13 protein-coding genes are annotated in these 14,213 nt (G+C 43.4%); 4 read left to right on the top strand and 9 right to left on the bottom strand.

Annotation, left to right across the window (positions count from 1 at the left end; all coding sequences use genetic code 11):
* The first annotated feature begins 19 nt into the window (after positions 1 to 19).
* The gene (locus GGR07_RS10180) at positions 20 to 1,375 is read left to right on the top strand and encodes an MATE family efflux transporter (RefSeq protein ID WP_021644091.1); all 1,356 of its coding nucleotides are present in this window, start codon (positions 20 to 22) and stop codon (positions 1,373 to 1,375) included.
* Between the two features lie 508 nt (positions 1,376 to 1,883).
* Here GGR07_RS10180 and GGR07_RS10175 read toward each other — a convergent pair.
* The 6 genes from GGR07_RS10175 to wecB form a co-directional block, all read right to left on the bottom strand.
* Positions 1,884 to 2,021, bottom strand: coding sequence for a hypothetical protein (locus tag GGR07_RS10175; protein WP_155897755.1), 138 nt, complete (start codon positions 2,019 to 2,021; stop codon positions 1,884 to 1,886).
* A 277-nt stretch (positions 2,022 to 2,298) separates the two neighbouring features.
* Positions 2,299 to 2,484, bottom strand: coding sequence for a hypothetical protein (locus tag GGR07_RS10170; protein ID WP_147298148.1), 186 nt, complete (start codon positions 2,482 to 2,484; stop codon positions 2,299 to 2,301).
* Between the two features lie 528 nt (positions 2,485 to 3,012).
* Positions 3,013 to 3,969 carry a D-2-hydroxyacid dehydrogenase gene (locus GGR07_RS10165; RefSeq protein WP_021644095.1) on the bottom strand — a complete coding sequence of 319 codons (957 nt, stop codon included), beginning with the start codon at positions 3,967 to 3,969 and terminating at the stop codon, positions 3,013 to 3,015.
* Between the two features lie 26 nt (positions 3,970 to 3,995).
* A complete protein-coding gene (locus GGR07_RS10160; RefSeq protein ID WP_021644096.1) occupies positions 3,996 to 5,267 on the bottom strand; it encodes a replication-associated recombination protein A in 1,272 nt (423 codons plus the stop codon).
* A gap of 11 nt (positions 5,268 to 5,278) precedes the next feature.
* Positions 5,279 to 7,858: a DUF5686 and carboxypeptidase-like regulatory domain-containing protein gene (locus GGR07_RS10155; RefSeq protein WP_021644097.1), complete on the bottom strand. Its 2,580-nt coding sequence runs from the start codon at positions 7,856 to 7,858 to the stop codon at positions 5,279 to 5,281.
* Between the two features lie 127 nt (positions 7,859 to 7,985).
* Positions 7,986 to 9,071 (bottom strand): non-hydrolyzing UDP-N-acetylglucosamine 2-epimerase, encoded by a 1,086-nt coding sequence (gene wecB, locus GGR07_RS10150; RefSeq protein WP_021644098.1) that lies wholly within the window; start codon positions 9,069 to 9,071, stop codon positions 7,986 to 7,988.
* A gap of 82 nt (positions 9,072 to 9,153) precedes the next feature.
* On the opposite strand from wecB, the gene GGR07_RS10145 reads away from it, so the two are divergent.
* Positions 9,154 to 9,774: a trimeric intracellular cation channel family protein gene (locus GGR07_RS10145; protein WP_021644099.1), complete on the top strand. Its 621-nt coding sequence runs from the start codon at positions 9,154 to 9,156 to the stop codon at positions 9,772 to 9,774.
* Positions 9,775 to 9,863: 89 nt separating this feature from the next.
* Here GGR07_RS10145 and GGR07_RS14090 read toward each other — a convergent pair whose 3' ends face one another.
* Together GGR07_RS14090 and GGR07_RS14085 are read right to left on the bottom strand one after the other, a co-directional pair.
* On the bottom strand, positions 9,864 to 10,007 hold the full coding sequence (locus GGR07_RS14090; protein ID WP_316928471.1) for a DUF4251 domain-containing protein: 144 nt from the start codon (positions 10,005 to 10,007) through the stop codon (positions 9,864 to 9,866).
* A gap of 73 nt (positions 10,008 to 10,080) precedes the next feature.
* Positions 10,081 to 10,284 carry a hypothetical protein gene (locus GGR07_RS14085; protein ID WP_021644101.1) on the bottom strand — a complete coding sequence of 68 codons (204 nt, stop codon included), beginning with the start codon at positions 10,282 to 10,284 and terminating at the stop codon, positions 10,081 to 10,083.
* Between the two features lie 212 nt (positions 10,285 to 10,496).
* Here GGR07_RS14085 and GGR07_RS10135 point away from each other — a divergent pair, with 212 nt between their 5' ends.
* Together GGR07_RS10135 and GGR07_RS10130 are read left to right on the top strand one after the other, a co-directional pair.
* Positions 10,497 to 11,000 (top strand): RNA polymerase sigma factor, encoded by a 504-nt coding sequence (locus GGR07_RS10135; RefSeq protein WP_021644102.1) that lies wholly within the window; start codon positions 10,497 to 10,499, stop codon positions 10,998 to 11,000.
* Positions 11,001 to 11,160: 160 nt separating this feature from the next.
* Positions 11,161 to 12,936 carry a biotin/lipoyl-binding protein gene (locus GGR07_RS10130; protein ID WP_122056596.1) on the top strand — a complete coding sequence of 592 codons (1,776 nt, stop codon included), beginning with the start codon at positions 11,161 to 11,163 and terminating at the stop codon, positions 12,934 to 12,936.
* A gap of 359 nt (positions 12,937 to 13,295) precedes the next feature.
* Here the strand turns inward: GGR07_RS10130 and GGR07_RS10125 are convergent, their stop codons facing one another.
* Positions 13,296 to 13,970, bottom strand: coding sequence for an OmpA family protein (locus tag GGR07_RS10125; RefSeq protein ID WP_021644104.1), 675 nt, complete (start codon positions 13,968 to 13,970; stop codon positions 13,296 to 13,298).
* Between the last annotated feature and the right edge of the window lie 243 nt (positions 13,971 to 14,213).

Genomic DNA, 14,213 nt, shown 5'->3' with positions numbered 1-14,213 from the left:
CACAATAGAAATTATTTGTATGCAAGGAATCAAGAATCTGACGTACGGTCCTATCAATCGACAACTCTTTAATCTGGCCATGCCCATCATGGCTACATCGTTCATTCAAATGGCGTATAGCCTTACGGACATGGCTTGGGTAGGAAGAATAGGCAGCGAGGCGGTAGCCGCCATCGGTTCCGTCAGTCTTCTGGCATGGATGTCGGGTTCTATCTCGCTTTTAAATAAAGTCGGTTCGGAAGTAAGTGTGGGGCAATCTATCGGGGCGCAGAATCAGGACGACGCCCGGCAATTCGCTTCGCATAATATTACGCTTGCATTAATTATTTCCCTTTGTTTGGGCAGCTTGCTGTTCATATTCGCCCGCCCCATCATCAGCATTTACGAGCTGGAAGCTCCTATCAGCGCCGCCGCTGTGAAGTATCTGCGGATCATTTCCACCGGATTGCCTTTCGTCTTTCTCTCCGCTGCTTTCACCGGTATTTACAATGCGGCGGGACGAAGCAAAGTTCCTTTTTATATCAGCAGCGCGGGACTGGTATTGAATATGCTTCTCGACCCTTTGCTGATTTTCGGGCTTAAGCTGGGAACAAACGGAGCCGCTTATGCCACATGGATTTCGGAAGCTACTGTGTTGTTGATCTTCATCTATCAGCTTCGCGTCAGGGATGTGCTATTGGGACGATTCCCCTTTTTTACCGCTCTCAAAAAGAAATACGCTCATCGTATTTTCAAATTGGGTTTTCCCGTTGCCGCATTAAATACTCTTTTTGCTTTCGTGAATATGTTTCTTTGCCGCACGGCGTCCGAGCAGGGCGGGCATATAGGGCTGATGACGTTCACCACCGGAGGACAGATTGAAGCGATTACGTGGAATACTTCTCAAGGCTTTTCCACCGCCCTCAGTGCCTTCATTGCTCAAAACTACGCGGGGGGAAGAACAGACCGCGTGCTTAAAGCCTGGCAGACAACCCTGTGGATGACGGGTATTTTCGGCACATTCTGTACATTCTTGTTCGTATGCTACGGCAGCGAAGTCTTCTCAATCTTCGTGCCGGAGCGAGCCGCTTACGAAGCGGGCGGAGTTTTTCTCCGCATAGACGGTTATTCGCAATTGTTCATGATGCTCGAGATTACAATGCAGGGAGTGTTTTACGGTCTCGGGCGTACCGTTCCTCCGGCTATTGTCAGCATCGGATGCAATTATATGCGGATTCCGCTCGCTATTCTGTTCGTAAACATGGGAATGGGTGTGGAAGGAATCTGGTGGGCGGTCTGTGTCACCACCATTGCCAAAGGATTGATTCTGTTGGGGTGGTTTATGATTATCCGGAAAAAATATTTAATATCGCACATGGCGTCTCGCCAATCGTGACGAAACGCTTCGTTGCTTCCGGAAAAGAATCCTTCATTGTTTATAGGCGCGATATGCGACCGGGCGGATTTACGTCATATCTTTTCTTAAAAATAAAGACGTAGGAAAAGTTTCCTTTGGCTCTCTCCCACCCGGCTTTTGAAGCCTGGCAGAAGCAATGTGTCGATAAAGCCACATTACGCTGTTTTTTGGCCGAAAATGGGGTAATATTCCTCGTTCGTAAAGATGTTTAGGCAGCTCTTTTGCTTGATTTTCAAAAGATTATCAATTTAATAATCGAATCATACAGCCTACGGAAAGGTTATTTTGAAAACGACAAAAAGCCAAAATGCCACTATGACTGTTTTACAAACGGTGAACTCGAACCGAAACGATACGGGGATGGAGAAAGTTTGCAATATTCTGCCGCCTTCTTCTTTAATTGTTTGTTTAAAATATTCTTAGAATAATCTGTCGGTTATTTCCAAGATACTGTCTTTAGCAGGCATCTTTTATTCTTTTGTTTTTTTCATCCCTGTCCCGCTCTTCCCGCTCCGTTTATCTTGTTTGCAATAGATGCAGTAATCATGGTGTACAGTACGGAGTTTACCGCAATCGGGGCAGGTATATTTCTTTCTCTGCTGTTGCAAGAATGCTGTTTCTCCATATTCTTTAATATAGACAAGATTTTCAAGCATACTCATCGAATAGTTTGTCCGATATCTCAAATCCAGTTGTTTTAACCTTCTGCACGGAAACTTGGAACAGTCATAACAATACACTCCTCTTTGCTGACAATTCTGAATGACACAGTTGGTTGGTTTCTTCCTGCATCCGGGGCAATTCTTTTTTCTGTTCTGGAGTGAATGGCACAATTCACAATTCATTCCACAAGGGGCAATCGTTGTTATCATGTTTGCAGCATTTTAAGAAAGTCGGTTTCCCTACTTGGTCAGCCATAACCAATCATGCTTATCATCAATAAGAATATAGTATTTCGTATTCTCATATTCACAAAGATAGGCAAAAACCGGAGTAAACAATATGCTTGAGCTGAGTTTTTTATCGACAACGGCAAGCAGACTTGATTGTTTATGAATATTTCTTACACAAACAGATTCTTTTTCCATCTTTCTTCTCCCTGTTGTCAGTTTAACAAGCGTTGTGAACAGGCGGAAATGAGTAGCATAAAACACATCGTTCCCGAGATGAAACAAAAGGGCGTATAAGACTATCAATGAGCAATATATGCAATACATTGCAAAAATAGTTGAACAAAAATACAGTCATAGTGGCATTTTGGCTTTTTGTCGTTTTCAATGCTTTAAAAAAATCCGGAACATTTGCGAAAACGTTCCGGAAAAAATGCTTTTGAAATAGTAATATATTAATACATATCGAACGAATCACACAGTGTGGGTTTGAAAGGTCTGCCACCTTTTTAAAAAAGCCCGCCGTGTTTGATTTCAAAGCCCGCCGTGTTTAGTTTCAAAGCCCGCCGCCTTTTTTTCAAAGCCCGCGGGCTTTTTTTCAGAGTCCGACGGGCTTTTTTTCAGAGTCCGGCAGGGTTTTCTTCAGAGTTCCCGCAGACTTTTATTTCAGAGTTCAGTGGGATTTTTTCAGGCAATTCCTATCTTCTAAAATCAACGGACATTAGTCTATTTGCTTACGACGTTTTCCGGCTTGCCGTTGATATATGCCTGCAAATTGCCCACGGCAAGATTGATGAGCCGTTCACGGGCTGCTGTCGTAGCCCATGCTATATGAGGTGTGATATAGCAGTTTTTAGCCGTCAGCAACGGATTGTCGGCACGTGGCGGTTCGGTAGAAAGAACATCCACGCCGGCGGCATAAATTTTTCCGCTGTTGAGGGCGTCGGCCAAGTCCTGCTCGTTGATCAACGGACCCCGACCGGTGTTGATGAGGATGCCCGTGGGTTTCATAAGCGCCAAGCGGCGGGCGTTTACCAATCCGCGCGTTTCTTCGGTAAGCGGACAGTGCAGGCTGACGATATCGCACTCGCTGAATAGCTCATCCAGCTCTTTTTTCTTGATTTCGGGCGGCAGCTGGAAAGGAGATTTCGAAGTAAAAGCATATACTTGCATACCGAAACCTATAGCAATGCGGGCGGTGGTATATCCGGTGTTTCCTAAGCCTATCAAGCCGATTTTCTTATCGCGCAGAGCGATGAGCGGCGTATCGCGGAAGCAGAAGTCGGCACTTTGGGTCCACCGCCCTTTATGAACCTCTTCGGAGTAGTATCCCACTCGCTGTGTGATGTTCAAAATATGCGCGAACACCATTTGCGCTACGGACGAGGTGCTGTAGGCAGGAATATTGGTGACAACGATTCTCCGTTCCTTGGCTGCTGCCACATCCACGACGTTGTATCCGGTAGCCAATACCCCGATATATTTCAATGCAGGCAATGCCTCCATGTGCTTTGCCTTTATCACCACCTTATTCGTCAGAACAACTTCCGCTTCCGCTGCACGTTCCAATAATTCTTCAGGGGCTGTGCGGTCGTAAATCGTACATTCTCCCAGAACCTTCAATGCTTCCCATGACAAATCGCCGGGATTGGCGGTAAAACCGTCTAAAACTACTATTTTCATGTTTATCTTACTTATAATTTTGAGTGTTATTCTTCAAATTTTTCTCCCCACAACTGTTTCATCCGTTCCGCATGTTTTCGCTCCGCCGGGTTGTTTTGAGGGTGCCATATTCTTGTTTCTTTCAAATCATCGGGCAGAAACTGCTGCTTTACGAAATTCCCCTCGTAACTATGCGCGTATTTGTATTCCCGACCGTAGCCCAATTGCTTCATCAGCTTGGTAGGCGCGTTGCGCAAATGAAGCGGTACGGGAAGGTTGCCGGTAGAACGCACCAACTCTATTGCGTCGTTAATGGCAGTGTAGGCAGAGTTGCTTTTGGGGCTGGTGGCCAAATATATCGTTGTTTCCGCCAAAGGAATACGCCCTTCGGGCCAGCCAATTTTCATCAGTGTGTCGAAGCAGGCATTTGCCAGAAGCAAAGCGTTGGGGTTTGCCAAACCGATGTCTTCGGCCGCCGAGATTACCAGCCGGCGCGCAATGAAAGCGGGATCTTCTCCTCCTTCCACCATCCGGGCAAGCCAATAAATTGCTCCGTCCGGATCGCTTCCCCTGATGGATTTGATGAATGCGGAAACGATATCGTAGTGCATCTCTCCGTCTTTATCGTAGGCCAACGGGTTTTGTTGCAGGCGTTCGGTCACCATATCGTCGGTTATCACAACGGGATCTTTCGCTTCCGACTCTACGACAAGTTCCAGAATATTGAGTAATTTGCGGGCATCTCCTCCCGAAAAGCGCAACATGGCATCCGTTTCTTTCAGTTGAATATCGCGTGTTTTTAAAACGTTGTCGACAGTGAGCGCACGTTGCAACAGTTCGAGCAGGTCGTCTTTTTCCAAAGATTTCAGCACATACAACTGGCAACGCGAAAGAAGGGGGCGGATCACTTCGAACGAAGGGTTTTCGGTGGTCGCTCCGATAAGGGTAACCACACCCTGTTCCACCGCGCCCAAAAGCGAGTCTTGCTGGGATTTGCTGAACCGGTGGATTTCGTCGATAAACAAAATGGGGCTGGCTTGCGAGAAAAAACGGTTGTTTTTGGCACGCTCTATGACTTCTCTTACGTCTTTCACGCCCGACGTCACCGCACTTAACGTATAGAACGGCGTTTCCAGTTTGTTGGCGATAATCTGGGCCAGCGTTGTTTTCCCTACTCCGGGAGGTCCCCAAAGAATAAATGACGAGATACGCCCCGCTTCAATCATTTTCCGCAGAATCGCGTCCGGTCCGACCAGATGTTTCTGACCGATATATTCATCCAACGTTTTAGGGCGTAGCCGTTCGGCAAGAGGTTGCATATCAAAAGTCTTTAAAACACCATCAATACCATAAACCGGATGCCGTTCTTATTGATATTCGGCTTGTCGCGATAGGTAAAGCGGTGCACATATTCTATATGTAGTAATTTAAAAATATTGTAGATACCCACACTTCCTTCTATATAAGGAATCTTAGAATCCATCACGAAGCTGGTATATTCTCCGTTTCGCGCAGGAAAACGGAACAATTCGGGGTTATTGCTCTTGAAAGGATTGTTTTTATCGGTAAGGCTCCCCCACAGCGTGCGGATACGGAACATTTCCCTCCATTTCAAGTTCTTCAATAAAGGAATGCGGTTGAAAAGTTTGCCATTCATATCGTAAGATAAAGAAAGAGAGGCAAAGCGGTCGTTCAGAAATTCCATATTGTTGATCAGGCAAAACGTTTCGCGTTGCGTAATATAGGAAAGATTTGCCTCCGGAAGAATCAGGAACGGGAAAGGAACGGTATTCCATTCTGCGCCGGCTTTAAGGCTCATGTCGATCTTACCCCATGAGGCAGGCAGCCAGAAACGTTTCCATACGCTTGCTTCGGTACGGTTGAAGTTGTATTCTCCGCCTAAGACACCCTTGATGCCGATGGTGTGGTTGAGAGTGAAAATCGGAGCGTCTAATGACACAGGAACCCGCCTCTGTTTTGAGTTGACGAAAGATTCTCCCGGCGCATAACGAAGGGTGACGCTGGCTTCGCAAGTGGTGATGTCATGAATGGGAACGGTATTTTCCACGTTGGGTAAATATTCCAACTTCCCCGCGGGCTCGTCGTTCCTCCACCGGAACATCGCTTTCACTCCCAAGCCGGTTTGCGATTCCAATTCGTAATTAAGGGTAGCGTCACGGATATACGACATCTGGTCTACGGTAGTGGTTTTGAACGAAACAAAAACGTTGTCTTTATCCGTGAACAGGAATTTATCCATCGGCGACATCACATCATAGCTATATGAAGCCGAAATATGATGCTTGGGGAATTCCCACACTACGTAATCCCGTTTATTGAAAGAATAGGTCACCGTGCCTCGGTATTTCCAACGTCGATCTTTCAAGCCATAAGCCCCGTATCCGCTCAAGAACCAGTGAGGATGAAAATGGGCTGTGGTCATTCCGCTCAACCGAAAGCGGGTTCCGTCGATATAGTTGCCCGAAATCATCGTATTGATAGGACCTAAATCGAACTTGCTCGGATTCTCTTTGGTTCCTCCTATCTCCACAAAGTTTTCAATCAAAGCCTTCGCCCCGAAGATGATATATTTGAAACCCGGAATCTGCTCGATGCGGTTGATGAAGACATCCATGTTGCTTTCCGTCTTGGTCAGAGGCACTTCCCGTACGCTTGCCCAATATTCGTCGCTCTTTGAAAGCATATCGGCTTCTTTGATGACAGAACCTTTGAAACGGAACAAACGGGCTTCTATCGGATCGAAGTTATAATTGCTGTATTTTATCACCCGCTCTACTTGCACCCCTCCGTTGGATTTATTCGTATTCCATGAGAGATCTACGGTCATATCGTCGTTGACCAACACCCAATTGCCGTTAGGGAGCTGTTTGTACTGTTGCACAATGTCCATTTGGTTGACGAAATTCACTCCGGTCTTCTTAGGCAAATTCATCGTACATTTCTGTACCGCATAAGTAGAATCTTTCAATACATATAAATGTCCGGTAAAACCGAAATCTTGAGAATTCTGAGGAACAAAAGAGAGGTGAACGCATTCCCGGTTGTCTACCATCAATGTGTCCATCAGGTAAAACTTGTAGAATGAAATGGCATTGACTCCGATAGGGCTGACAAAACGTTGTTGCAGAAGTCGGATTTCGTCGTCATAGATGTTGATATCGGAAAAAACATCTTTGAGCACTGTCCCCAACATATCGCCCGTAGAAAAGAATTCTTCGATGCCGTTGGAGTTGCGCCCTTTAATAATGGTCTTCTTGCTTTCGGGAGATTTCCGGAAGATTGTTTGCGAAGCCGTTTCCTGAACCGAAATGGGCAGGATGAGTTTCTGCGTGGTTTCCGACACTTCGATCTGATCTTTCAGGAAAGCATACTTTTTATATATCCCTTTTTCGAGCTTTTCCGGCGTCAGGTCGTTGATGGACATCTTCATCTTTTCATACTTGTCGTACCGGTAGTAATCGTTGGCTTCGAGAATCTGGGCCTTTTTATGTTGAATGACTTTTTTCATGAACTCCACCGCAGGATTGTTTTTCCGGGAATATTTTTCTTTTTGCGGCTTTACAACAACTTCTTTCAACAACACATTATCCGGAGCCAGCTTCACGTTAATAGTTTGATTTCCCGCCCCGATCTTTACAATCTTGCTGCTGTATCCTATAGCAGAGAAGACCAGCTTTTCTCCACTTCTGCGGGCGCCGAGCTTATATTCTCCATTGATATCGGTAATGGTTCCTACCTCCCGCTTGTCCTGATAATAAACGGAGATATACATCAACGGCTCGTTGGTCAGCGAATCGGTGACAACTCCTTTTATCTGTTGCCCCAAAGCGCTCAGAGCGACCGCCATAAATAAAAGAAGTATCGTTATTTTAGAGTATAATTGTTTCATAACGTTCGCAGTAGATTTACAAAGTTAGCAAATTACTCCGACTACCTCCGGTTTATATAACGTTTTTTACTCATCGTTCCGTAATAAAACTCTCTTTAAGTTTTATTACGGAAAAACAAACAGATTGCTATTGCTCCGTCAGTATCTGCACAATACGCTCTGCCGTACGTCCATCCCACCGCTCAGGTAGTTCGCCCTGTTTCCATTCGCCTTTTATCAATTTGTCGACAGCCTGCGCCAAAGATTCGGGATCCTCTCCTACCAGCTCATTGGTTCCCATCCGCCATGTCTCAGGATGTTCTGCATATGTGTTCAGAGTAATACATGGAATACCCAGGAATGTCGCCTCTTCAGCCACGTTTCCGGAGTCTGTGATAATTCCTTTCGCCTTATTCACCAAATAGCCGAAAAACAAGTAGTTCTGCGGCGGCATAATATGAAAATTCGGCGCTTCGAAACCTATTTCTTTAATGGTGTCGCGCACATAGGTGTGAAGCGGCGCCACAACCGGTGTTCCTGCAGATTTATCGACCACAGCTTCCAGTAATTGGCGCAAGTTGTTTTTATTATTCAATATTATTCGACGATTGAGAGTGAATAGCAGATACTCTTTTTCCTGAAGCCCCAATACTGAAAACCATACCGGTTTCAACAGGCGGTTTCGATTATAACGTATACTGTCTATCAATATATTTCCTACATAAAAAACGTTTTTCTTTTCCGTTCCGGTTTGATTCAGGTTTCTGTTGGCCACCATTCCTGCCGTAAACAGATAATCGGATAGTCCGTCTGTTATCATACGGTTGACTTCTTTAGGCATATTCATGTCGAAAGAACGGGTTCCGGCTACCAGATGCGCTACTTTGATACCTTGTTTCTTAGCCACGATAGCACAACTCATGGTTGCGGTCAAATCATCGACTACAAGAACGACATGAGTGGGATTCTCCGTCAACTCTTTTTCAAAAGCAATCATTATTCCGGCGGCCAAATTGATGGGATTGCTGCTTTCCACTTCCAGATAAGCATCCGGGGCTTTCATATCCAAGTCGGCAAACAAGGATGCATCCAAGCTGGTGTCATTCCGTTTACCCGTGTATATCAACCGGTAAGAGATTGTTTTACCCTGCGCCCGCGCAGCTTCGATAGCACGTGTAATGGGGGCTATCTTCATGAAATTGGGGCGTGCCCCGGCAACAATTGTTATTTTCATATATTTTCTATACTTTTCGCGAAGCAAATGTACATTTTCTTACGGAATTTATTTGTTACTTTGCACATAAAATAACAAATATATGCTCACATTCGTTCAATTTCTGGATTTTATCGGTACATTTGCTTTTGCCATCAGCGGTATTCGCTTGGCTTCTGCCAAGCGCTTCGACTGGTTTGGAGCGTATGTTGTAGGGTTTGTTACTGCCATCGGAGGCGGTACGATCCGGGATGTCTTACTCGATGTCACTCCCGGCTGGATGACAAATCCCATTTATTTAATATGTACAGGATTGGCATTGCTATGGGTGATTTGCTTTAGCCGTTCGTTAATACGTCTCAACAATACTTTTTTTATCTTCGACACTATCGGTCTGGCCCTTTTTACAGTTGTAGGCGTAGGAAAAAGTCTGGCGTTGGGGTATCCTTTCTGGGTGGCCATAATCATGGGAGGAATGACCGGATCTGCAGGCGGAGTGATTCGCGACGTGTTTATCAATGAAATTCCGTTGATATTCCGCAAGGAAATTTATGCCATGGCATGTATACTCGGAGGAGTGGCATATTGGATATGCGATGCAATACATTTAGAATCGTATGCTTGTCAGATAATAACCGGAATAACGGTTTTTCTTTCTCGTATTCTGGCCGTAAAATATCACATTTGCCTGCCTACTCTGAAGGGAGGAGAAGACGCGGTCTAATTAAGCACACATAAAATAAGCAGACATATTGATCATTAACGGCTATTTCTCCACGAAAGCCGATAGCCTGTCGGTTTTGCATTGTTGCGTCAATCCGCTGTCGAGCCATTATTAAACACCTTTATAATAAAATTGTAGCGGTCCTCCGAATTACGGGTGAAGAATTTTATAACAGCATTGCCTTTCTGATCGATAGCCATTCGGTAATTCTCTATTGGCGCATTAAAAATCAACCCCTTCCCACCCCCGTAAAGGATATTGTATGCCTGACCGTACTATGGAAGATAAGAAAACAGAAAATCATTTTTAACTTCCAATGAATAAAGCATGACAAGAAGAATATACTGACCAATCATTGGTAATGCCGTGAGGACGTTTATCTAGTAGTTTGCCAACGTGACAACCTTCTCTTTGGGCTTCTATTTTTTCTTTCTTATTTTGCTCCGGAAGCGATGCTATTCCAGCCCATAGTACCAACAACAATATCGGAATTTGTATTTTTATTTCCATCTTTGTGATGTTTCAGTAAATATACATATTAATAACAATTCTTTATATAAAAAAGATGCTTTTTTTACTCCAAGATGAATGAAAAATCTATAATAAGCCCTAATTGACAACTTTTCTATTCAAAAATGATAAAAATTACCCCATAGCATTGTAATGAAATGTCTAAATTGCACAAATAAAGAAAAAAATATTAACCATAAACTCTTATCTATATGAAAAGTTTAAGTTTTAGAAAAGATCTTATTGGAGTTCAAGATGAATTATTGCGTTTTGCATATAAACTAACAGCCGATCGGGATGAGGCAAACGATCTGTTGCAAGAAACATCTCTGAAAGCTTTAGACAATGAAGAAAAATACATGCCCGATACAAATTTTAAGGGATGGATGTATACGATTATGCGAAATATCTTCATCAATAATTATCGGAAAATAATACGCGATCAGACCTATGTAGACCGGACCGACAATTTATATCATTTAAACCTTCCACAAAACTCGGGATTTGACAGTACCGAGGGTGCTTATGACTTTAAAGAAATGTACAGGATTATACATTCGCTTCCAGAAGAATATAAAATACCTTTTTCTATGCACGCATCCGGTTTTAAATATCGGGAAATTGCCGAAAAATTAGGTTTACCGTTAGGCACGGTAAAAAGCCGGATATTTTTCACTCGTCAGCGTTTACAGCAAGAGCTGAAAGATTTTATGTAAAAACAACATTCGCGGATATATAATTTAATGGAGTATCGAGATATTTCGTTACTCCATTTTCTATAAATATTTCCCGGTTTTTTATCATAATGTCAAATGATTCTGTATATTTGCGAAGACTAGTTAACCTTATTGTATAAAAAACATTCTGATTTATGCTATGAAAAAGGAAATAAGATTTAGTCTCGTTTATCGGGATATGTGGCAATCGTCCGGAAAGTATCAACCGCGTGTTGACCAGTTGGTAAGAATCGCTCCGCTAATTATCGAAATGGGCTGTTTTGCCCGTGTAGAAACAAATGGAGGCGCATTTGAACAAGTAAATCTGTTGTATGGCGAAAACCCTAATGTAGCAGTCCGAGCTTTTACTAAACCCTTCCGTGAAGCCGGGATTCAAACTCACATGCTCGATCGCGGGCTGAACGCTTTGCGGATGTATCCTGTTCCGGCAGATGTACGCCGGCTGATGTACAAAGTAAAGCATGCTCAGGGCGTAGACATTACGCGAATTTTCTGCGGTTTGAATGAAGTAAAAAATATTATTCCTTCCATCCATTACGCTCTTGAAGCAGGGATGATTCCTCAGGCAACCTTATGTATTACTTTTTCTCCGGTTCATACCGTAGAGTATTATACTGATATCGCTGTTCAGTTGATAGAGGCAGGAGCTTCGGAAATATGTCTGAAAGACATGGCCGGAATCGGCCGGCCTAAAATGTTGGGCAAACTGACAAAAGCAATTAAAGAGCGATATCCGGAAATAATCATTCAATATCACGGGCATAGCGGTCCCGGCCTCTCGATGGCCTCTATTCTTGAAGTTTGCGAAAATGGAGCTGACATCATCGATGTGGCAATGGAGCCTATGTCATGGGGAAAAGTTCATCCGGACGTAATATCTGTACAAGCGATGTTGAAAGATGCCGGTTTTCAAGTACCGGAAATTAATATGAAAGCCTATATGAAAGCACGCGCCATGACACAGGAGTTCATTGATGACTTTCTGGGTTACTTTATGGATCCTACCAATAAGCATACTTCATCTTTATTGTTGAAGAGTGGTTTGCCAGGTGGTATGATGGGCTCTATGATGGCGGACTTGAAAGGTGTACATTCCGGCATCAACATGATTTTAAGAAGTAAAAATGAGCCGGAGCTCAGCATTGACGATCTTTTAGTGATGCTGTTTGATGAAGTGGAATATGTTTGGCCCAAGCTTGGATATCCTCCTTTAGTGACTCCTTTCAGCCAATACGTGAAAAATGTGGCTTTAATGAATGTCATGGCCCTTATAAAAGGAGAAGAACGCTGGAGCATGATCGACAACCATACTTGGGACATGATTCTTGGCAAGAGTGGACGATTGCCCGGATCTCTTGCTCCTGAAATTATAGCATTGGCCGAAGCGAAAGGATATAAATTTACAGAAGAAGATCCGCAAAAGAATTATCCTGACCAGTTGGATGAATATAAAAAAGAAATGAAAGAAAACGGTTGGGATTTTGGACAGGATGATGAAGAGTTGTTCGAGTTGGCAATGCACGATCGCCAATATCGTGATTATAAATCGGGAATTGCCAAAAAACGTTTTGAGGAAGATCTGCAACGTGCCAAAGATGCGGCTCTTGCCAAACAAGGATTTTCGGATGAAGATGTAAAACGTTTGAAGCGTGCCAAGGCCGAACCGATAACTGCTGTAGCAAATGGTCAGATTATCTGGGAAATAGATGTACAAACATCTTCTATGGTTCCTGAGATAGGGCGTAAATATAGCCCGGATGATGTTTTCTGTTATATTGCCACGCCATGGAACACTTATGACAAAATATTTGCAAATTTCAACGGACGCATCATTGAGGTTTGCGTGAAACAGGGAGAAGCTGTAAAGAAAGGGGATGTATTGGCTTATATCGAGAGATGTGAAAAGTCCGCTTGATTGCTTTTCTTTTTCTTCCAGATTTAGTTTCTTCTTTCAGTAGTGGAAAACAGGAACCAGATTCATTAATCAGAGAATCTGGTTCTTTCTGTTTGACAATATGAAACGACAGTCTTGCTGAATGAAATCGCAATGTTGTACCAAACTCATACTTAGCCGTAGCCTATCCCCCCCAATATTATGTATTTATAAAACAAAACCCACGTGTGCATCCACGTGGGTTATCTTCTGATATAATTTGTTACTGAGCACTACAACCACCCTAAGCGGACTTAACATAAACCACCCTGAAACGGTACATCAAGAACTGCCAGAATGGTATAAGAAAATCAGCTGCTTGTACACATGTCGGGTACTTTTTAATTAGCGGCTTCCGCATTCTTTATCATTTGTTCACTGGCATACATATAAACTTCTACACGACGGTTTTGATCGGCAGCTTTAGATTCGTCGTACTGGGAATAGCCCATCCCCTTTACTGCTTTAAACTGCGAAGGAGATACTCCGCACTGCTGCAAATATTTCTGTACTGCAAATGCGCGGTTATTGGAAACCTTTTGATTGGCTTCGTAACTTCCAACTTTATCGGTATGGCCTAACACAGCAATGTCAATCGTCGGGTCCTCTTTCAACACTGTGGCAAATTCTGCCAATGCATTCTTTGAGCTATTACTCAACGCAGAAGAGTTAAATGGGAAAAGAATACCGGAGCTAAAAGACACTTTTACAGCATCCAGTCCATTGGCATCTTTCACTTTTTCCACTTGAGCACCCTCTATTCTGGCAGCTTCTGCAGCTTTTTTATCCATCTTATGTCCGATTGCAGCACCGGCCCCGGCACCTACTGCCGTACCAATAGCTGCACCAATAGCAGCACCTTTACCTTTTCCTATAACGCCACCGAGAATAGCACCTAACGCTGCTCCCGAACCACCACCAATGGCTGCGCCTTTACCAGCATTATTCATACTGGCACAACCGCCTAAGATAATAGCGAGGCTCATAAACAGAACCATGAATTTCATTTTGCTCATAATTGCATCGTTTTTAATTAATTCATAAATAATTGAATCAGATAATAATGCAAAGATAAGTATTATTCGTAAAAACTATAATGATTCTCTTAAAAAAGAATTTAAATTAGAAAATATAAAGGTTATTTCGTTTATTGTTCTATCTTACACAATACTTCGGTAAATTTTTACCGAAAAATTAAAAGTCAAACAATAGAACCGGCAAAAGTCGGTTCGAAAACACTAAAGAGGTCATTGAAATGT

Origin of the sequence: Bacteroides pyogenes (assembly GCF_014196225.1) — a bacterium.
In the GTDB taxonomy this organism is placed as follows: domain Bacteria; phylum Bacteroidota; class Bacteroidia; order Bacteroidales; family Bacteroidaceae; genus Bacteroides; species Bacteroides pyogenes_A.
This window is presented reverse-complemented; position numbering and strand designations above follow the sequence as displayed.

What these genes read in the sequence shown, in the direction of transcription:
- GGR07_RS10180 (WP_021644091.1), top strand. Translation starts at nt 20, where the DNA reads ATGCAAGGAATCAAGAATCTGACGTACGGTCCTATCAATCGACAACTC.
- GGR07_RS10175 (WP_155897755.1), bottom strand. Translation starts at nt 2,021, where the DNA reads ATGGAGAAACAGCATTCTTGCAACAGCAGAGAAAGAAATATACCTGCC.
- GGR07_RS10170 (WP_147298148.1), bottom strand. Translation starts at nt 2,484, where the DNA reads ATGGAAAAAGAATCTGTTTGTGTAAGAAATATTCATAAACAATCAAGT.
- GGR07_RS10165 (WP_021644095.1), bottom strand. Translation starts at nt 3,969, where the DNA reads ATGAAAATAGTAGTTTTAGACGGTTTTACCGCCAATCCCGGCGATTTG.
- GGR07_RS10160 (WP_021644096.1), bottom strand. Translation starts at nt 5,267, where the DNA reads ATGCAACCTCTTGCCGAACGGCTACGCCCTAAAACGTTGGATGAATAT.
- GGR07_RS10155 (WP_021644097.1), bottom strand. Translation starts at nt 7,858, where the DNA reads ATGAAACAATTATACTCTAAAATAACGATACTTCTTTTATTTATGGCG.
- wecB (WP_021644098.1), bottom strand. Translation starts at nt 9,071, where the DNA reads ATGAAAATAACAATTGTTGCCGGGGCACGCCCCAATTTCATGAAGATA.
- GGR07_RS10145 (WP_021644099.1), top strand. Translation starts at nt 9,154, where the DNA reads ATGCTCACATTCGTTCAATTTCTGGATTTTATCGGTACATTTGCTTTT.
- GGR07_RS14085 (WP_021644101.1), bottom strand. Translation starts at nt 10,284, where the DNA reads ATGGAAATAAAAATACAAATTCCGATATTGTTGTTGGTACTATGGGCT.
- GGR07_RS10135 (WP_021644102.1), top strand. Translation starts at nt 10,497, where the DNA reads ATGAAAAGTTTAAGTTTTAGAAAAGATCTTATTGGAGTTCAAGATGAA.
- GGR07_RS10130 (WP_122056596.1), top strand. Translation starts at nt 11,161, where the DNA reads ATGAAAAAGGAAATAAGATTTAGTCTCGTTTATCGGGATATGTGGCAA.
- GGR07_RS10125 (WP_021644104.1), bottom strand. Translation starts at nt 13,970, where the DNA reads ATGAGCAAAATGAAATTCATGGTTCTGTTTATGAGCCTCGCTATTATC.